The 18,455-nt window shown below is 73.2% G+C and carries 13 protein-coding genes and 3 pseudogenes; 8 read left to right on the forward strand and 8 right to left on the reverse strand.

Going from position 1 to position 18,455, the window contains the following annotated elements; genetic code table 11:
• Position 1: 1 nt before the first annotated feature.
• The 3 genes and pseudogenes from MCBG_RS04615 (at position 2) to MCBG_RS04625 (ending at position 3,505) form a co-directional block, all read left to right on the forward strand.
• Positions 2–1,049: pseudogene (locus MCBG_RS04615) on the forward strand (ABC transporter permease).
• Entirely contained in the window at positions 1,046–2,053 is a 1,008-nt protein-coding gene (locus MCBG_RS04620) for an ABC transporter ATP-binding protein (protein ID WP_043324152.1), read from the forward strand. The pseudogene MCBG_RS04615 and the gene MCBG_RS04620 overlap by 4 nt, the downstream one beginning before the upstream one ends.
• A gap of 39 nt (positions 2,054–2,092) precedes the next feature.
• On the forward strand, positions 2,093–3,505 hold the full coding sequence (locus MCBG_RS04625) for a GH1 family beta-glucosidase (protein WP_043324154.1): 1,413 nt from the start codon (positions 2,093–2,095) through the stop codon (positions 3,503–3,505).
• A 177-nt stretch (positions 3,506–3,682) separates the two neighbouring features.
• Here MCBG_RS04625 and MCBG_RS31485 read toward each other — a convergent pair.
• A pseudogene (locus tag MCBG_RS31485) lies at positions 3,683–4,738 on the reverse strand (ROK family protein); the annotation flags it as partial.
• A gap of 175 nt (positions 4,739–4,913) precedes the next feature.
• Between MCBG_RS31485 and MCBG_RS04640 the strand changes: the two are divergent.
• The gene (locus MCBG_RS04640; protein ID WP_043324159.1) at positions 4,914–6,278 is read left to right on the forward strand and encodes a glycosyl hydrolase family 18 protein; all 1,365 of its coding nucleotides are present in this window, start codon (positions 4,914–4,916) and stop codon (positions 6,276–6,278) included.
• A gap of 81 nt (positions 6,279–6,359) precedes the next feature.
• The gene (sthA, locus tag MCBG_RS04645; protein ID WP_043324162.1) at positions 6,360–7,763 is read left to right on the forward strand and encodes a Si-specific NAD(P)(+) transhydrogenase; all 1,404 of its coding nucleotides are present in this window, start codon (positions 6,360–6,362) and stop codon (positions 7,761–7,763) included.
• Positions 7,764–7,883: 120 nt separating this feature from the next.
• Here the strand turns inward: sthA and MCBG_RS04650 are convergent, their stop codons facing one another.
• From MCBG_RS04650 to MCBG_RS04675, 6 genes are all read right to left on the reverse strand, one after another.
• On the reverse strand, positions 7,884–9,587 hold the full coding sequence (locus MCBG_RS04650; RefSeq protein ID WP_223201070.1) for a gamma-glutamyltransferase family protein: 1,704 nt from the start codon (positions 9,585–9,587) through the stop codon (positions 7,884–7,886).
• Positions 9,588–9,678: 91 nt separating this feature from the next.
• On the reverse strand, positions 9,679–10,719 hold the full coding sequence (locus MCBG_RS04655) for an ABC transporter ATP-binding protein (protein ID WP_043324164.1): 1,041 nt from the start codon (positions 10,717–10,719) through the stop codon (positions 9,679–9,681).
• The gene (locus MCBG_RS04660; protein ID WP_051610946.1) at positions 10,716–11,738 is read right to left on the reverse strand and encodes an ABC transporter ATP-binding protein; all 1,023 of its coding nucleotides are present in this window, start codon (positions 11,736–11,738) and stop codon (positions 10,716–10,718) included. The genes MCBG_RS04655 and MCBG_RS04660 overlap by 4 nt, the downstream gene beginning before the upstream one ends.
• Positions 11,735–12,616, reverse strand: a complete 882-nt coding sequence (locus tag MCBG_RS04665; RefSeq protein WP_043324166.1) for an ABC transporter permease — start codon at positions 12,614–12,616, stop codon at positions 11,735–11,737. The genes MCBG_RS04660 and MCBG_RS04665 overlap by 4 nt, the downstream gene beginning before the upstream one ends.
• Complete coding sequence (locus tag MCBG_RS04670; protein WP_030502381.1) at positions 12,613–13,557, reverse strand: ABC transporter permease; 945 nt, start codon at positions 13,555–13,557, stop codon at positions 12,613–12,615. The genes MCBG_RS04665 and MCBG_RS04670 overlap by 4 nt, the downstream gene beginning before the upstream one ends.
• A complete protein-coding gene (locus tag MCBG_RS04675) occupies positions 13,557–15,095 on the reverse strand; it encodes an ABC transporter substrate-binding protein (RefSeq protein ID WP_043324168.1) in 1,539 nt (512 codons plus the stop codon). Before MCBG_RS04675 ends, MCBG_RS04670 begins: the two co-directional genes overlap by 1 nt.
• A gap of 177 nt (positions 15,096–15,272) precedes the next feature.
• Between MCBG_RS04675 and MCBG_RS04680 the strand changes: the two genes are divergently transcribed.
• Both MCBG_RS04680 and MCBG_RS04685 read left to right on the forward strand, forming a co-directional pair.
• Positions 15,273–16,901, forward strand: coding sequence for an acyl-CoA dehydrogenase family protein (locus tag MCBG_RS04680; RefSeq protein ID WP_043324170.1), 1,629 nt, complete (start codon positions 15,273–15,275; stop codon positions 16,899–16,901).
• Between the two features lie 6 nt (positions 16,902–16,907).
• A complete protein-coding gene (locus tag MCBG_RS04685; RefSeq protein ID WP_043324173.1) occupies positions 16,908–17,732 on the forward strand; it encodes an MOSC domain-containing protein in 825 nt (274 codons plus the stop codon).
• Positions 17,733–17,741: 9 nt separating this feature from the next.
• Here the strand turns inward: MCBG_RS04685 and MCBG_RS04690 are convergent, their stop codons facing one another.
• A complete protein-coding gene (locus tag MCBG_RS04690) occupies positions 17,742–18,296 on the reverse strand; it encodes a GNAT family N-acetyltransferase (RefSeq protein WP_043324175.1) in 555 nt (184 codons plus the stop codon).
• A 34-nt stretch (positions 18,297–18,330) separates the two neighbouring features.
• Here MCBG_RS04690 and MCBG_RS32315 point away from each other — a divergent pair.
• A pseudogene (locus MCBG_RS32315) lies at positions 18,331–18,455 on the forward strand (cystathionine beta-lyase); the annotation flags it as partial.

Here is an 18,455-nt window from a genome sequence, read left to right on the forward strand (position 1 = left end):
GATGACACTCTCCCCGTCCAGCATCGAGCAGGTCATCCCCGGCCAGGGCGCGATGGCGCAGCCCTCGGCCCGGGCCCGCCGCCGCCGGTTCCGCTTCGTCGCCAACGGCAAGGCCGCGACCGGCCTCGCCGTCCTCGGGGTGTACGTGCTCCTGGCGGTGATCGGACCGTGGATCGCGCCGTACGACCCGGACGCGCGCAGCGCCGACGTGCTGCAGGCCCCCTCGGCCCGGCACTGGTTCGGCACCACCCACCTCGGGCAGGACATCTTTCAGCCAGATCCTGGTCGGCGCGCGCAGCGTGATGGTGGTGGGCCTGACCGCCGGCGTGCTCGCCACGATCCTGTCCATCCTGATCGGCGTGACCGCCGGTTACCTGGGCGGCGCGGCCGACGAGGGCCTGTCGGCGGTGTCGAACGTGTTCCTGGTGATCCCGGCGCTGCCGCTGATCATCATCGTCACGTCCCTTGTCGACCAGGCCAGCGACACGCTCGTGGCGCTCATCATCGGCCTCACGTCGTGGGCCTGGGGCGCCCGGGTGCTGCGCGCCCAGACACTGTCGTTGCGCCGCCGCGACTACGTCGAGGCGGCGCGGGCCACCGGCGAGCGGACCTGGCGGATCATCGGCTTCGAGATCCTGCCCAACCTGACCGCGATCATCGCCTCCGGCTTCGTCGGCACCGTCATCTTCGCGGTCATGTCGGAGATCACCCTGGCGTTCATCGGCGTCTCGTCGGTCTCGTCGTGGAACTGGGGCACGATCCTGTTCTGGGCGCAGGGACAGCAGGCCCTCGCGCAGGGCGCCTGGTGGTGGTTCGTGCCGGCCGGGCTGGCCATCGCGCTGCTCGGCACCGCGCTCGCGCTGATCAACTTCGGGATCGACGAGTTCGTCAGCCCCCGGCTGCGCACCGGCGGCCGGACCCGGATCCGGACCGCCGACGGTCGGACCGTCGCGATGCGCGTCGGGTTCACCCCGGTGCTCGCGCCGAATCCGGCGCCGGTCCCGATGCGGCGGCCGGCGGACCCCACCCGAGAGGACGCGACCTCATGAGCGACCAGGTGCTCCAGATCCGCGGGCTGTGCGTCGACTACGGCGTCGGCGCGGACGCGGTGCGCGCGGTCCGCGACGTCGACCTGACACTGCACCGCGGCGAGGTGCTCGGGCTGGCCGGGGAGAGCGGCAGCGGCAAGTCCACGCTCGCGTACGGGCTGACCCGGCTGCTGCCCCCGCCCGGCGTGGTCAGCGGCGGCCAGGTGATCTACCACCCGGCCGACGGCCCGCCGGTCGACGTGCTCACGCTCAGCCCGGCGAAGCTGCGCGAGTTCCGCTGGGCGGAGACGTCGATCGTGTTCCAGGGCGCGATGAACTCGCTGAACCCGGTGCACAAGGTCTCCACCCAGCTGCTCGACGTGATCCGGGCGCACGAGCCGAAGAGCACGGCGGCGAGCCGGCTGGCCCGGGCGAAGGAGCTGCTGCGCCTGGTCGGGATCTCCGCCGACCGGCTGGACAGCTATCCGCACCAGCTCTCCGGCGGCATGCGGCAACGCGTCATGATCGCGATGGCGCTGGCGCTGGAACCGCAGGTGGTCATCATGGACGAGCCGACCACGGCGCTGGACGTGGTGATGCAGCGGCAGATCCTCGGCCAGCTCGCCGAGCTGCGCGAACGCCTCGGCTTCGCGGTGCTGTTCATCACCCACGACCTGTCGCTGCTGGTCGAGTTCTCCGACCGGATCGCAATCATGTACGGCGGCCGGATCGTCGAGGAGGCGCCCGCCGCCCGGCTGTACGCCGAGCCGCTGCACCCGTACACCGAGGGGTTGCTGCACTCGTTCCCGGCGCTGCACGGTCCCCGCCGGGAGCTGACCGGCATCCCCGGCTCCCCGCCGGACCTGCGCGCCATGCCGTCCGGCTGCGCGTTCCACCCCCGCTGCCCGAAGGCGTTCGACGGGTGCGACGAGCAGGTGCCGGTGCTCGGCGCGCCGTACGTCGACGACCCGGCGCGGGCCGTCGCGTGCCGGCTGCACCCGGCCGTCGCGCCCCTGTCCCGCTGACCCGCCCGACACCACCACCCGCTACCCGCGAGGAGAGCCATGGACACCGACCTCACCCGCCCGTCGTCAGTCGCCGGCGCGGACCCGATCGACACGCTGCCGCCGACCTTCCGGTGGGGGGTGGCGACGTCGTCGTACCAGATCGAGGGCGCGGTGGCCTCCGACGGCCGTACGCCGTCCATCTGGGACACGTTCTGCCGGGTGCCGGGCGCGGTGGCGAACGGCGACAACGGCGACGTGGCGTGCGACCACTACCACCGGATGCCGCAGGACGTCGCGCTCATCGCCGACCTGGGGCTGGACACGTACCGGTTCTCGGTGGCCTGGCCGCGGGTGCAGCCGGGCGGGCGCGGCCCGGCGAACGTGGCCGGGCTGGCCTTCTACGACCGGCTGGTGGACGAGCTGCTCGGCCGCGACGTCGAGCCGTGGGTGACGCTGTACCACTGGGACCTGCCGCAGGAGCTGGAGGACGCGGGCGGCTGGCCGAACCGGGACACCGCGTACCGGTTCGCCGACTACGCCGAGCTGGTCTTCGCCGCGCTCGGCGACCGGGTCCGCACCTGGACCACGCTCAACGAGCCCTGGTGCTCGGCGATGCTCGGGTACGCCTACGGCGACCACGCGCCGGGCCGGCGGAACCTTGGTGACGGCATCGCCGCGGCGCACCACCTGCTGCTCGGGCACGGGCTGGCGACGCGGCGGCTGCGCGAGGCGGCCACGGTGCCGATCGAGCTGGGCCTCACGCTGAACCTGGCCACCGCCGACCCGGCGACCGACAGCGCCGCCGACCGGGACGCGGCGCGGGCCGCCGACGGGCTGGGCAACCGGCTCTACCTGGACCCGGTGCTGCGCGGGGAGTACCCGCAGGACGTGATCGCGGACCTGGCCGCCGAGGGCGTGCGGATTCCGGTGGAGGACGGCGACCTGGACGTCATCGCCACCCCGATCGACGTGCTCGGCGTGAACTTCTACTTCGGGCAGCTGCACTCCGGCGTGGACGAGCAGGGCCGCGACCGCGACGACGACGGCAAGCCGGTACGCCGGGTGGTCCGGCGTGACCTGCCGCGTACCGCGATGGACTGGGAGATCGTGCCGGAGTCCTTCACCGACCTGCTGGTGCGGCTGCACCGCGACTACCCGGGCACGCCGATGGTGATCACCGAGAACGGCGCGGCGTTCGACGACGAGCCGGACGCAGACGGGTTCGTCGCCGACGACGACCGGGTCGGCTACCTCGCCGAGCACCTGCGGGCGGTGGCCCGGGCCCGGGCGGCCGGGGCCGACGTGCGCGGCTACTTCGCCTGGTCGCTGCTGGACAACTTCGAGTGGGCGTACGGCTACGACAAGCGGTTCGGCATCGTCCGGGTCGACTACGACACGCAGCGCCGCATCCCCAAGCGCAGCGCGCTGTGGTACCGGGACACCGTGCGGCGGGTACGCGGCCGGCGCTGACGCCGGCGTGGGGGCCGGGCCGGTCAGTGACGGCGGGCCGGCCCCCACGCCGGGGACGGGCGGGCGGCCGGGTCGCGGGGCACGCCGCCGTCGCGCAGCAGCCGGGTCATCGGCAGAAAAAAAAGCGCCCATCGCGACCGCGTCCGGTCCGAGCCGGCACAGCTCGATCGAGGTCTGCGCGTACGGCTGGCGCAGCGCGTGCCGCGCGGTGGCCTCGCGGATCGCGGGCAGGTGCCGCTCGCCCAGGGCCAGCCCGGCCCAGCCGCCGAGCACCACCCGCTCCGGGTTGAACAGGTTCACCAGGTTCGCCACCCCGGCGCCCAGGTAGCCGACCGTCTCGTCGATCACCTTCGCGGCGGTGCCGCTGGTGGAGCGCAGCAGCTCACCGAAGGCGGTCTCCTCGTCCGCGCCCGGCGCCGGGCGGCCCCGGTTGGCCTGGCGGAACCGGTCCAGCACCGCCTCCGCGCCGACGTACGCCTCCAGGCAGCCGAGGTTGCCGCAGCGGCAGCGGCGGCCCCCGTACACGATGGTGGTGTGGCCCCACTCCCCGGCGCTGCTGTGCGCGCCGCGGTAGCCGACGCCGTCGGCGACCACGCTCGCGCCGACGCCGGAGCCGACCAGGGCGACCACCGCGTGCCGGACGCCGCGGCCGGCGCCGAACCACATCTCGGCCTGGCCGAGCGTCTTCGCGCCGTTGTCCACGTGCACCGGCACGTCGGCGCGCAGCATCGCGCCGAGCGGGACGCCGTCCCAGCCGAGTGTCTGGGCGTGCACCACGGCGTCGGCGGTGCGCTCGACCGTGCCGGCGACGGCGACGCCGAAGCCGAGCACCGCGGCCGGGTCGACGCCCGCCTGTTCGGTGACCGCGGCGAGGCCGTGCCGCAGGTGGGCGGCGACCCGCTCGGGGTCGGGCCCGGTCGCGGCGATCGGGTACTCGGCCTTGGCCAGCGCGGTCATGCTCAGGTCGAACAGCTCGACCTGGACGCGGGTTTCGCCGACGTCGGCGCCGACCAGGTAGCCGTAGCCGGGGGCGACGCGCAGCAGCACGCGGGGACGGCCGCCGTCGGACTCGACCGAGCCGGCCTCCTCGACCAGGCCCTCGTTGATCATCTCGCCGACCAGGTTGCTGACGCTGGCCAGGCTGAGCGCTGTGGACTGGCCCAGCTCGTGCCGGCTGAGCGGGCCGTCCAGCCAGATCCGGGTCAGCAGCACCGACCGGTTGGCCCGGCGCATGTCGCGCACCGTGGTGCGTCTGGCGTCCACGTCGCCGCCGTCCCTTCCCGGCCGCCCACGGCGACCTGCGTTCGTCTGCGTTCACGCCGTGAACCAAGCGGTGACAGCGTACTGCGCATTTACACTTAACAAAGTTAACTGATAACCTCCGGCGCATCGATGAGGAGGTATGTCAATGCGACTCGGACGCGGGATGACCGCACTGCTCGGTGGCGTCGCGCTGCTCGCCGCCACCGCCGCCCTGCCCGCCACCGCCGCCACCACGACCGGCGCCGTCGGCGCGCTCGTCGCGTGTGACGCGCCGGCCTGGGCCGAGGGCGTCACCTGGACCGCCGGCAGCCGGGCGACCTACGGCGGCCGGCTGTACCAGGCGCTCGTCACGCACACCCCGCCGGCCGGCGCGGGCTGGAACCCGGCCGCCGTGCCGGCGCTCTGGACCGACCTCGGCGCCTGCACCGGCGGCACGCCGTCGCCGAGCCCCACCACCCGGACGCCCTCGCCGTCCCCGTCCCCGACCGTCTCCCCCACCCGGACGCCCTCCCCCACGCCGACCGTGTCGTCCAGCCCGACCACCCCGGGCGGGGACACCTGCGCGCTGCGGTCCCGGCCGACCGGCAAGGTGCTGCAGGGCTACTGGGAGAACTGGGACGGCGCCGCCAACGGCGTACACCCCGGCCTCGGCTGGATCCCGATCACCGACTCCCGGATCACCGGCCACGGCTACAACGTGGTGACCGCCGCGTTCCCGGTCATCCGCGCCGACGGCACCGTGCTCTGGGAGGACGGCATGGACGCCGGCGTCAAGGTGCCCACCCCCGCCCAGGTGTGCCAGGCCAAGGCCGCCGGACTCACCGTGCTGCTGTCCATCGGCGGCGCCACCGCCGGCATCGACCTCAGCTCCAGCGCCGTCGCCGACCGGTTCGTCGCCACCGTCGTGCCGATCCTCAAGCGGCACAACTTCGACGGCATCGACATCGACATCGAGACCGGCCTCACCGGCAGCGGGAACATCAACCAGCTCTCCCCCTCGCAGGCCAACCTGATCCGGATCATCGACGGGGTGCTGGCCCAGATGCCCGCCGGGTTCGGGCTCACCATGGCGCCGGAGACCGCGTACGTCACCGGCGGCAGCGTCACCTACGGCTCGATCTGGGGCGCGTACCTGCCGATCGTCAAGAAGTACGCCGACAACGGGCGGCTCTGGTGGCTCAACATGCAGTACTACAACGGCTCGATGTACGGCTGCGCCGGTGACTCGTACCCGGCCGGCACCGTCGCCGGTTTCGTCGCGCAGACCAACTGCCTCGACGCCGGCCTGGTCATCCAGGGCACCACCATCCGCGTACCGCTGGACCGGCAGGTCCCCGGGCTGCCCGCGCAGGTCGGCGCCGGCGGCGGGTACATGAGCCCGGCGCTGGTGGCCCAGGCGTGGAACACCTACCAGGGCCGGCTGAAGGGCCTGATGACCTGGTCGGTGAACTGGGACGGATCGAAGGGCTGGACGTTCGGCGACAACGTCCGCTCCCTGCAGGGCCGCTGACCCGGCAGGGCTCCGCGTTCCACCCCCGGCGCGGAGCCCTGCCGCTGGCGCGGGTTGCGAGACCCTGCGAGGCTGGCGCTCGTGTATGACTACGACCTGCTGGTGCTGGGCTCCGGACCGAGTGGACAGAAGGCGGCGATCGCCGCTGCCAAACTGGGCCGCCGCGTCGCCATCGTCGATCGCCGCGACATGCTCGGCGGAGTGTGCATCAACACCGGCACCGTGCCCTCGAAGACGCTGCGCGAGGCCGTGCTCTACCTGACCGGGCTGAGCCAGCGCGACCTCTACGGCAGCAGCTACCGGGTCAAGGAGGACATCACCGTCGCCGACCTGGCCGCCCGCACCCAGCACGTGATCACCCGGCAGACCGACGTGATCCGCGACCAGCTGGCCCGCAACAAGGTCGCGCTGATCACCGGCACCGGCCGGTTCGCCGACGCCCACTCCGTCTGGGTGGACGCCGGCTCCGGCCGGGAGACCCGGATCAGCTTCGACAAGGCGGTCGTCGCCGCCGGCACCCGCCCGGCCCGACCGGACAGCGTCGACTTCGACGACCGGACCATCGTCGACTCCGACGGCGTGATCAACCTGCAGGCCGTCCCGCGCAGCATGGTCGTGGTCGGCGCCGGGGTCATCGGGATGGAGTACGCCTCGCTGTTCGCCGCGCTCGGCACCAAGGTGACGGTGGTCGAGCGCCGCCCCCGGATGCTCGACTTCTGCGACGAGGAGATCGTCGAGTCGCTGAAGTACCACCTGCGGGACCTGTCGGTGACCTTCCGCTTCGGCGAGGAGGTGGCCGCCGTCGAGAAGCACCGCACCGCAGCGCTCTGCGTGCTGCGCAGCGGCAAGAAGATCGTCGCGGACACGGTGATGTACTCGGCCGGGCGGCAGGGACAGACCGACGACCTCGCGCTGGACGCGGCCGGGCTCACCGCCGACCATCGCGGCCGGATCGCGGTCGACGCGAACTACCGCACCGCCGTCGACAACATCTACGCGGTCGGCGACGTGATCGGCTTCCCCGCGCTGGCGTCCACCTCGATGGAGCAGGGCCGGCTGGCCGCCCAGCACGCCTGCGGCGAACCGGCACGCGGCATGTCCGACCTGCAACCGATCGGCATCTACACCATCCCGGAGATCAGCTTCGTCGGGAAGACCGAGGAGGAGCTGACCGAGGCGTCCACCCCGTTCGAGGTGGGCATCGCCCGCTACCGGGAACTGGCCCGGGGGCAGATCGTCGGCGACTCGTACGGGATGTTGAAACTGCTCGTCTCACCCGAGGACGGACGGCTGCTCGGGGTGCACGTGTTCGGCACCGGCGCCACCGAGATCGTCCACATCGGTCAGGCCGTGATGGGCTGCGGCGGCACCGTCGACTACCTGCTCGACGCGGTGTTCAACTACCCGACCCTCGCGGAGGCGTACAAGGTGGCCGCCCTGGACGCCGCCAACAAGATCCGCAACATAACCCGGATCAACGACTGACCCCTGCTGCCCCGCCCTCGCCTCGTTGATCTTGCACTTGCCGCCCCGCGGGTGCCCGTTATGACCGGTGCGCCGGGGCCGCAAGTGCAAGATCGACGAGGGAGGGGGGCGCGGGAGGGGTCAGCGGCCGGTGGCGTAGCCCTGGGCGCCTCGGGGGTTCGCCGCCGCGGACAGGACTCCGGTGCGGGGGTCGCGGGTGACCGCGCACATGCGGCCCAGGCTCCACGGGTCGGACAGGCGGACGGTGTGGCCCCTCGCACGCAGGCCGGCCAGCACATCCGCGTCGATCCGGTCCTCCAGCACCAGCACGCCGGGCTCGACGCCGCGCGGGTAGAACGACGCCGGGAAGCTCGTGGTGTGCCACGTGGGGGCGTCGATCGCCTCCTGCAGGTCCTGCCCGCCGGCCAGGTGCCGCAGCAGGAACAGCAGCTGCCACTGGTCCTGCTGGTCGCCACCGGGCGTCCCGCAGGCCATCACCGGCTCGCCGTCGCGCAGCACGAGCGTCGGGCTGAGCGTGGTACGCGGACGCCGCCCCGGCCGCAGCGTGGAGGCGAGCCCCTCCTCCAGCCAGCACATCTGCAACCGGCTGCCCAGCGGGAAACCCAGCTCCGGAATGGTGGGTGAACTCTGCAGCCAGCCGCCGCTGGGCGTGGCGGAGATGATGTTGCCCCACCGGTCCACCACGTCGACGTGGCAGGTGTCGCCGCGGGTCACGCCGTCGGCGCGTACCGTGGGTTCGCCGGTGCTCGGGTCCTGCGGGACGGCCCGCCGGTCCGCGTCGGCCCGCAGGTGCGACGGCAGCCGGGGCGGGCTGCCCGCCGGGCTGCCGGGACGCAGCGACGTGTCGGCGCGGTCGCCGACCAGCGCGGCGCGCGAACGGGCGTAGCCGGCCGACAGCAGCCTGGAACCTGGCACGTCGGTGTCGCCGTACCACGCCTCCCGGTCGGCGAACGCGAGCTTCAGCGCCTCGGCCTGCGCATGGATGCCGTCCAAGCTGGACGGATCGTAGACCGCCGGGTCGTCGAGCGCGTCCAGGACGGCCAGGGTCTGCAGCAGCACCGGGCCCTGCCCCCAGAAGCCGGTCTTGGCGATCGTGTGCCCGCGCCAGTCCAGCGTGACCGGCGCCTCCCAGGTGGCCGAGAACCCGGCCAGGTCGTCGCCGGTGACCAGCCCGGCGTGTGCGCGCCCGCTGGAGTCGCGGAACGGCAGCCGGCTGAAACGGTCGATCGCCTCGGCGACGAAACCCTCCCGCCAGGCGCGCCGGGCCGCCTCGATCTGCGCCTCCCGGTCCGCACCGGCGGCCCGTCCCGCGTGGACGAGGCGGCGCAGCGTGTCCGCGTACGCCGGGTTGGTGATCATCTCCCCCGGCGCGGGTGGGCGGCCGTCGCGGAGCCAGAGCCGCGCGGACGTCGGCCAGTGGTCGGTGAACAGCGACCGGACCCGCGCGACTGTCTGCCCGGCGGCGCCGACCAGCGGGTGGCCGGCGGCGGCGTAGCCGATCGCCGGTTCCAGCACCTCGGCGAGCGTGCGGGTGCCGTGGTCGCGCAGCAACAGCAGCCACGCGTCGACAGCGCCGGGCACCACGGCGGCGAGCGGGCCGGCGCCGGGCACGAGGTCCAGGCCCAGCGACCGGAAGTGCGCGACGGTGGCGGCGGCCGGGGCCGGACCTTGGCCGCACAGCACCCGCGGCGCCGGATCGGCGGCGGTGGCGAGGATCGCCGGCACCTCGCCGGCCGGGCCGTTGAGGTGCGGCTCCACGACGTGCAGCACGAACCCGGCCGCGACGGCGGCGTCGAACGCGTTGCGCGCGCTCAGCACGCCCATCGCGGACTGGCTGGCAGCCAGTGCGTGGACGAGACCATGCCGAACGTGCCGCGCAACGTCGGCCGGGTGGTGAACGTCATCGGCGGTGAGCCTACGCCGTGCCGGCGATGTCGGCGCGGTCCGTCGCGCCGCCCTCCTCCCCCGGGCTGCCGTCGCGCTCGCCGTCTAGCGGGAACAGGCACGCGGCCTCGTGGCCCGGACCCACCTCGGCCAGCGCCGGGTCGGTCTCGGCGCACGCGGGGCGGGCCTGCGGGCATCGGGTACGGAAGCGGCAGCCGCTCGGCGGGTCCACCGGGCTGGGGATGTCGCCGGTGAGCACGATGCGGCGGCGCTGCCGTTCGACCCGGGGGTCGGCCACCGGCACCGCCGACAGCAGCGCCGCCGTATAGGGGTGCGCCGGGCGCCGGTAGATCCGCTCCGGTGGGCCGGTCTCCACGATGCGACCCAGGTACATGACCGCGATCCGGTCGCTCATGTGCTCGACGGCCGCCAGGTCGTGCGCGATGAACAGGTAGGTCAGCCCGAGGTCGCGTTGCAGGCGCCGCAGCAGGTTCATGATCTGCGCCTGGACGCTCAGGTCCAGCGAGGCGATCGGCTCGTCCAGGACGATCAGATCCGGCTCGCCGGCCAGCGCCCGCGCCACGCCGACGCGCTGGCGCTGGCCGCCGGACAGCTCGTGCGGATGCCGGCCGGCCGTGTCGGCGCGCAGGCCGACCAGGTCCAGCAGTTCGGCCACCCGCTCCCGCCGGGCGGTGCGGGACGTGGCGAGCCGGTGCACGACAAGAGGTTCGGCGATGCTGTCGCCGACGGTGCGGCGCGGGTCCAGCGACGCCTGCGGGTCCTGGAACACCATCGCCACGTGGCGGCGCGTCGCGCGCAGGCGGCGCCGGGACCAGCGGGTCACGTCCGCGCCCGCCACCCGGACCCGCCCGGCACTCGGGTCGACCAGCCGCAGCAGCGCCAGCCCGGCGGTGGACTTGCCGCTGCCCGACTCGCCGACCAGCCCGAGCGTCTCGCCCCGGTGTACGGCGAGCGTGACGCCGTCCACGGCGCGGACCGTTCCGGCCGGGGTCGGGAAGTGCACCGCGAGGTCGTCCAGCTCGGCGATCACGTCGGGGGTGTCGTCACTCATCCGGCCTCTCCACTGTAGAAGGTGCGGACGGTGTGCCCGTCGCCGACCGGCGTCAGCGGTGGCAGCTCGTGCTCGCAGCGAGGGTCCGCGCGAACCGGGCAGCGCGGCCAGAACGCGCAGCCGGCCGGCAGGTCCAGCGGGCTCGGCGGCGCGCCGGGGATGGCCACCAGGTCCTCGCCGCGCCGGGACGGGTCGGGCCGGGCCGCCAGCAGCGCCCGGGTGTACGGGTGGGTGGGCGTGTCGAACACCCCGTCGACCGGGCCCTGCTCGACGATGCGTCCCCCGTACATGACCGCGACGGTGTCGGCGATGCCGGCGACAACGCCCAGGTCGTGGGTGACCCAGACGACTGCGGTGCCCAGCCGCGCCTGCAGGTCGGCGACCAGCTCGATGATCTGCGCCTGGGTGGTGACGTCCAGCGCGGTGGTCGGCTCGTCTGCGATCAGCAGGTCCGGCTCGCACGCCAGCGCCATGGCGATGGCGACGCGCTGGCGCATGCCGCCGGAGAACTGGTGCGGGTACGCGTCGACGCGCCGCGCGGCCGACGGGATGCCGACCAGCTCCAGCAGTTCCACCGCCCGGTCGCGGGCGGCGCGGCGGGTCAGCCCGAGGTGCTCCTCGGCCGCCTCGGTGACCTGCCGGCCCACCGGCAGCACCGGGTTGAGCGAGGTCATCGGGTCCTGGAAGACGAACCCGACGTGCCGGCCGCGCAGCCTGCGGCGGCGGTCGTCGGGCAGCGCGGTCAGTTCGTGGTCGAGCAACCGCACCCGGCCGGTGACCGTCGCGGCGCGCGGGGCCAGACCGGTGGCGGCGAGCAGGGTCATGCTCTTGCCGCTGCCGGACTCGCCGACCAGCGCGAACGTCTCCCCCTGCCGTACCTGCCAGGACACGCCGGCCACGGCGCGGGCCGGGCCACGGCGGGTGCCGATCGTGACGGTGAGGTCGTCCACGGACAGCACCGTCGAGTCGGTCCTGGGGCGCTGGCGCTGGCTCGGCATGCGTTCGGTGCGCTCGCTCATGGGGTGCTCCGGCGGGCCTCGGCGAGGGTGAGCTGGCGCGGGTCGAGCACGTCCCGCAGCGCGTCGCCGACCAGGTTGAACGCCAGCACGGTGAGGAAGATCGCCGCTCCCGGGAACACGCCCAGCCACCAGGCGTCGGTGACGAAGCCGCGCCCGTCGAACAGCATCCGGCCCCAGGCCGGCGCGGGCGGCTGGATGCCGAGGCCGAGGAAGGACAACGCGGCCTCGGAGAGGATCGCGAACGCCAGCGACAGCGACGTCTGCACGATCAGCGGCGCGGCGATGTTCGGCAGCACGTGCCGGCGCATGATGCGCAGGTCGGACGCGCCGATGGACACTGCGGCCCGGACGAACACCTGCTCGCGTACGGACAGCACGCCGGCGCGGGTGATCCGGGCGAAGATGGGCGTGTAGACTACGCCGATGGCGACCATGGCGGTGAGCAGGCCGGGGCCGAGCACCGCCACGATGGCCACCGCCAGCAGCAGCACCGGGAACGCGAACAGCACGTCCATGCAGCGCATGAGGATGCTGTCCAGCCAGCCCCGGTAGTAGCCGGCAAGCAGCCCGAGCGTCACGCCCGCGACCAGCGCGATGCCGACGCTGACCGCGCCGACCTGCAGTGACACGCGGGCGGCGACGAGCACCCGGCTGAGCACGTCGCGGCCCAGCTCGTCGGTGCCGAACGGGTGCGCGCCGCTGGGCGGGCGCAGCATCTGGTCCACGTCGACGTCGTTGACGCCGGCCGGGGCCAGCCACGGGCCGGCCACGCCCACCACGACCAGCAGGACGAGCACGATGGTGCCGCCGACGGCGAGCGGGTCGCGGCGCAGCGCGTCCAGCACACGGCGCCCGGTGCTCTCGGTCGTGGCGCTCACTTGACCGTGATCCTCGGGTCGAGGCGGGCGTAGAGGATGTCCACCAGCAGGTTTACCAGCAGGAACAGGGCGGCCACCAGCAGCACCGCGCCCTGCAGGACGGGATAGTCGCGGGCCTGCACGGCGTCGAAGGTGAGCCGGCCGATGCCCGGCCAGGCGAACAGCACCTCGATGACGATGACGCCGCCGAGCAGGCTCGCCAGTTGCACGGCGACCACAGTCACCACCGGGATCAGCGCGTTGCGCAGCACGTGCCGCACGATCACCACCCGGTTGCGCAGCCCCTTCGCCTCGGCGGTCCGCACGTAGTCGGCGGAGAGCACCTCCAGCACCGAGGAGCGGATGAACCGGGTGAGGATGGAGGCGGTGACCAGGCCGACGGTGACCGCCGGCAGCGCCACGTGGGTGGCCCACCGGCCGGGGTCCTCGGTCAGCGCCACGTAACCCGACGGTGGCAGCCAGCCGAGCACCCCGGCGAACAGCAGGATGCCCATGATGCCCATCCAGAAGTCCGGCACCGAGACGCCGAACTGGCTGAACACGCGGGCGGCGTGGTCCACGGCGGAGCCGCTGCGTACCGCCGCGACGATGCCCAGCGGGAACGCCACCAGCAGCGCGAACAGCACCGCGGTGACGGCCAGGGACAGCGTGGCGGGCAGCCGTTCCAGCACGATCTGGCTCACCGGCTGGCCGGTGCGGAAGCTGACCCCCAGGTCACCGGTGAGCGCGTGCCCGAGGTAGCTGGCGTACTGCACCGGCAGCGGCTGGTCGAGGCCGGCCCGTTCCCGCAACGCGTCGTACGTCTCCTGGTCGAACCGGGTGCCGAGCGCCACCCGGACCGGGTCGCCCGGCACGAGTTGCAGCAGCAGGAACACCACAAGGGTCACGCCGATCAGCACGACCGCCGACTGGAGTGCCCGCCGCAGGACGAAGCGGGCCATCACTTGGCCAGGGCGACCGACCGGAACCGGATCGCCCGGTCGGTGCGCACCTCGTAGCCGGAGACCTTCTTCGACCAGCCCTGCACCACGTCCGGGTTGTAGAGGTAGAGGTAGCTGGCGTCGTCGACGATCTGCTTCGCCGCCTGCTCGTACGCCTGCTTGCGGGCGCCCTGGTCGGTCTGGGTGCGCGCGTCGTCCAGCAGCTTGTCCACCGCCGGGTTCTTGTACTTGTGGAAGTTGAACGTGCCGCCGCTGTGGTGCTGGGCGTAGTAGAACTCGTCCGGGTCGATGTTGCCGAGCCAGCCCAGCATGAACCCGTCGAAGTTGCCCTTGGCCTGCTCGTCGAGCCACTGGGCGAAGTCCAGCGTACGGATCTTCACGGTGATGCCGACGTCCTTGAGCTGGGCGGCGATGACCTGGGCGGCGCTGACCGTCTCCGGGTACTCGCTGGTGACCATCAGGTCCATGGTCAGGTTGCTCACGCCCGCCTGGCCGAGCATCTGCTTGGCCTTGCCCGGGTCGTGGCTGTAGGGCGCGTAGTCGTAGTAGAACGCGCTGTCCTTCGGGATGGCGGTCTGGTTCACGGTGGCCAGGCCGAACTTCGCCGCCTTGGTGATCGCCTCCCGGTCCAGGGCGTACCCGATGGCGCGCCGCACCTCGGGGTTGTCGAACGGCTTGCGGGCCTCGTTGAGCGCCACGTACCAGTAGTCGGTGGAGGCCGCCGACTTCACCACCGGGTCGTCGCCGTCCTGCAGCGACTTGACCTGCTGCGGCGGCAGGTTGTCGGTCCACTGCACCTGGCCGCTGCGCAGGTTCTGCAGCGCCACGGTGGGGTCCTTGACGAAGGTGAACGTGACGCCGTCGAGCTTCGGCTTCTCACCCCAGTAGGCGTCGTTGCGCACCAGCTTGATGCTGTCGCCGGAGGTGTAGCCGGCCACCGTGAACGGGCCGCTGCCCACCGGCGCGGTCTTCACCTTGCCGGACTCCACGTTGGACTTCTCCACGATCGCGACGCCCTTGAACCCACCGAGGTTGGCGAGCAGGTTCGGCGTGGGCGCGCTGAGCGTCACCACCACCGTCGCGGGGTCGGGCCCGGTGACCGACTTGACGGTGGCGAACTTGTACGCGTTGTTCAGCTTCTCCTTGATGATCCGCTCGAAGGAGTAGACGACGTCCTCGGAGGTCAGCGGCGACCCGTCGGAGAACTTCACGCCCTCGCGCAGCGTGAACGTCCAGGTGAGCTGGTCGTCGCTGGTGGTCCACTTGGTCGCCAGCGACGGCACCATCTTCAGGTCGGCGTCCGGCTCGACGAGCGTGTCGTAGACGTTCTCCAGCACCTGGAAGCTGTAGTAGGCCGAGGTCTTGTGCGGGTCGAGCTGGTCGGGTTCGCCGCCGATCGCGGCGTTGAGGATTCCGCCTTCGCCGCCGGCGTTCCCCCCGCCGCCGACGTCGACCGCCTCGCCGCCGGTGCATCCGGACAGGACGCCGACGGTGAGGATGAGTGCGGCGCCGAACGCGCCGAGCTTGTTCCTGGACACAGGCCCCCCTTGCCACTTCCCGGACAAAAGAAAGTTTCGGCGAGTCTTGTCTCCGAGCCGGATGATGTCAAACGAATCCAGCCAAAATGACTGGTCGATCGGTGTTGCCGGTGCGGAGTGAACGGTGGTTCAATCCGGGCCCCGACCCGATCCGCCACCGCGCTGGGAGTTGCCGCCGTGACCACACACGAGGTCGTCAACCAGGTCCCCCCGATGGTCGGCCACGACACCGCCGACGACCCGGCACTGCGCGACGGCGTGACCCGGGAGGGCGCCGAATGGGCGCTGCCCGGCCTGCACGAGCTGGGCCGTCTCGCCGGTGGTGAGGAGGCAGCCGAACACGGGCGGCTCGCCAACGAGCACCCGCCGGTGCTGCGCACCCACGACCGGTACGGCAACCGGATCGACGAGGTGGAGTTCCACCCGTCCTGGCACGAGCTGATGCGTACCGCCGTCGGGCACGGCCTGCACGCCGCGCCGTGGGCCGACGACCGGCCCGGCGCGCACGTGGCCCGCGCGGCCGGCTTCTACCTGTGGCGGCCCGACGCCGGGCACGGCTGCCCGATCTCGATGACCTACGCGGCGGTGCCCGCGCTGCGGCACAGCCCGGAGCTGGCCGACCGCTACGAGCCGCTGCTCACCACCCGCGAGTACGACTTCGGGCTGCGCCCGCCGCAGACCAAGCGCGGGCTGCTCGCCGGCATGTCGATGACCGAGAAGCAGGGCGGCTCGGACGTACGCGCCAACACCACCACCGCCCGCCCTGAGCCGGACGGCAGCTACCGGCTCGTCGGGCACAAGTGGTTCACCTCCGCGCCCATGTGCGACCTGTTCCTCACGCTCGCCCAGGCACCCGGCGGCCTCACCTGCTTCCTGGTCCCCCGCGTGCTGCCCGACGGCGCCCGCAACCCGATGCGGCTGATGCGGCTCAAGGACAAGCTCGGCAACCGCTCCAACGCCTCCGCCGAGGTCGAGTACGAGCACGCGGTGGCGTGGCGCGTCGGCGACGAGGGCCGGGGCGTGCGCACCATCATCGACATGGTCAACCTGACCCGGCTCGACTGCGTGATCGGCGCGGCGGCCGGGATGCGTCACGGCGTGACCACCGCGGTGCACCACGCCACCCACCGGCGGGCGTTCGGCAGCTACCTTCTCGACCAGCCGCTGATGCGCAACGTGCTGGCCGACCTCGCGGTGGAGTCCGAGGCCGCCACCGTGCTGATGGTCCGGCTGGCCGGCGCGACCGACCGGTCGGCGCGCGGCGACGACGGCGAGACCGCGTTCAAGCGCCTCGCCCTCGCAGTCGGCAAGTACTGGGTGTGCAAACGCTGGCCGGGGCACGCCGCCGAGGCGCTGGAATGCCTGGGCGGCAACGGCTACGTCGAGGAGTCCGGCATGCCGCGGCTGTTCCGCGAGTCGCCGCTGAACTCGATCTGGGAGGGCTCCGGCAACGTCGCCGCGCTGGACGTGCTGCGCGCGCTCACCCGGGAACCGCAGGTCCTCGCCGCGTACGAGGCGGAGGTGGCCGCCGCGGCCGGCGCGGACGCGCGACTGGACGCCGCGGTGCGCCGGGTGCGCGACGAGCTGGCCGACCACACCGACCTGGAGCTGCGCGCCCGGCGCGTGGTGGAGCGGCTGGCGCTGGTGCTGCAGGGCGCGCTGCTGGTACGCCACGGCCACCCCGCGGTCGCCGACGCGTTCTGCGCGTCCCGGCTCGGCGGCGACCACGGCCAAGCGTACGGGACGCTACCCGGCGGACTGGACCTCGCAGCGATCATCGACCGCGCCACCCCCAAGATCGGCTGAACGGCGATGACGCGTCTGGTCTCGACCCACCTGTATCCGGTCAAGTCCCTCGGCGGCGTCGACGTCGACCGGGCCGAGGTCCAGCCGTGGGGGTTGCGTCACGACCGCCGCTGGGTGGTGCTGCGCCCCGACGGCGGCAAAGTGGGCTCGACCGCCCTGCCGGCGCTGCTCGGCCTGACCGCCGCGCCCGGGCCCGGGTCGCTCACGCTCACCGCCCGCGACGGGTCGTCGCTGACGGTCGCCGAGCCGGTGGACGGGCCGCCGGTTCCGACCGACGTGTCCCGGCTGGACACGGTCCGGCTCGCCGCCGACGAGGCTCACGACTGGCTCTCCGCGCGGCTGGGCCGGCCGGTGCGGCTGGCCTGGCTGGACGACCCGCGCCGCCGGCCGATGTCGGCCGAGCACGGCGGCCGGCCCGGTGACCCGCTCAACCTCTCCGACGCCGGGCCGCTGCTGGTCGCCACGGCGCCGTCGCTGCGGCGGCTGCGGGACTGGATCGTCGAGGGCGCGCTGGAACGCGGCGAACCGGCCCCGGAGCCGCTGGCGATGGCCCGGTTCCGGCCCACTGTGGTGCTCGACGGGCCGTTCGAGCCGTTCGCCGAGGACGGCTGGACACGGGTGCGCATCGGCGCCGTCGACTTCCGGGTCTCCGAACGCTGCGACCGCTGCTCGGTGACGCTCATCGACCCGCAGACCCTCGCCAGCGGGAAGGAGCCCATCCGCACGCTGGCCCGGCACCGGCGCCACGACGGCAAGACCTGGTTCGGCATCCGGCTGGTCCCGGAGACCACCGGCGAGATCCGCGTCGGCGATCCCGTCACCGTCTCCTGATCCGGCCGCTCAGCGGCCACGCCACTCGTCGGCCAGGATCGCGTGGACGAGCTGGTCGGCCCACCCGCCCCGGAACCGGTAGCTGCGCACGTGCCGCGCCTCCCGCCGCATCCCGAGCCGGGCCATCAGACGCGCCGACGGCTCGTTGTCCGCGTGGCAGCGGGCCACCACCCGGTGCAGCCCGAACTCGCCGAAACCCCAGTCCAGCAGCGCCCCGGCCGCCTCCGTGGCCAGCCCCCGGCCGCCGTGGTCGGGGTGGAACACGTACCCCAGCTCGGCGGTGCGGTCCGCCGCGCTGCGCCACACCAGCTCGACCGCGCCGATCACCCGCCCGTCGCGCACCACGGCGAGCGTCAGGCAGTCGCCCTCCGCGCGCAGCGCGTCCTCGCCGGCCATCGCGGTGACCGACGCCAGGGACCCCGCCCGGGTACGCGGGGCGGCGCCCGCCATCCAGCGGACCACGTCCGGACGGCGCTGCCAGGCGTGCACGTCGTCGAGGTCGTCGAGCGTCACCGGGCGCAGCAGCAGCCGGGACGTGCGCAGCGGGTACGCCGGGTGGGCCATCGGGCGATGGTAGGAGGAACCTAGGGTGAGCCGCATGGTCGTTTCCGCCGACGACGGCAACCCACTCACCCAGCTCACACTCGACCAGCTCCGGGCACGCACCAGCGTGAAGTGGCGGCTGTACCCGCCGGACGTGCTGCCGCTGTGGGTGGCCGAGCA

The organism is Micromonospora sp. M42 (assembly GCF_000568915.1).
Classification (GTDB): Bacteria; Actinomycetota; Actinomycetes; order Mycobacteriales; family Micromonosporaceae; genus Micromonospora; species Micromonospora chalcea.

Excerpts from the sequence above, each read along its gene's own strand:
- MCBG_RS04620 (WP_043324152.1), top strand. The coding sequence starts at position 1,046 with ATGAGCGACCAGGTGCTCCAGATCCGCGGGCTGTGCGTCGACTACGGC.
- MCBG_RS04625 (WP_043324154.1), top strand. The coding sequence starts at position 2,093 with ATGGACACCGACCTCACCCGCCCGTCGTCAGTCGCCGGCGCGGACCCG.
- MCBG_RS04640 (WP_043324159.1), top strand. The coding sequence starts at position 4,914 with ATGCGACTCGGACGCGGGATGACCGCACTGCTCGGTGGCGTCGCGCTG.
- MCBG_RS04650 (WP_223201070.1), bottom strand. The coding sequence starts at position 9,587 with ATGGGCGTGCTGAGCGCGCGCAACGCGTTCGACGCCGCCGTCGCGGCC.
- MCBG_RS04655 (WP_043324164.1), bottom strand. The coding sequence starts at position 10,719 with ATGAGTGACGACACCCCCGACGTGATCGCCGAGCTGGACGACCTCGCG.
- MCBG_RS04660 (WP_051610946.1), bottom strand. The coding sequence starts at position 11,738 with ATGAGCGAGCGCACCGAACGCATGCCGAGCCAGCGCCAGCGCCCCAGG.
- MCBG_RS04670 (WP_030502381.1), bottom strand. The coding sequence starts at position 13,557 with ATGGCCCGCTTCGTCCTGCGGCGGGCACTCCAGTCGGCGGTCGTGCTG.
- MCBG_RS04685 (WP_043324173.1), top strand. The coding sequence starts at position 16,908 with ATGACGCGTCTGGTCTCGACCCACCTGTATCCGGTCAAGTCCCTCGGC.
- MCBG_RS04690 (WP_043324175.1), bottom strand. The coding sequence starts at position 18,296 with ATGGCCCACCCGGCGTACCCGCTGCGCACGTCCCGGCTGCTGCTGCGC.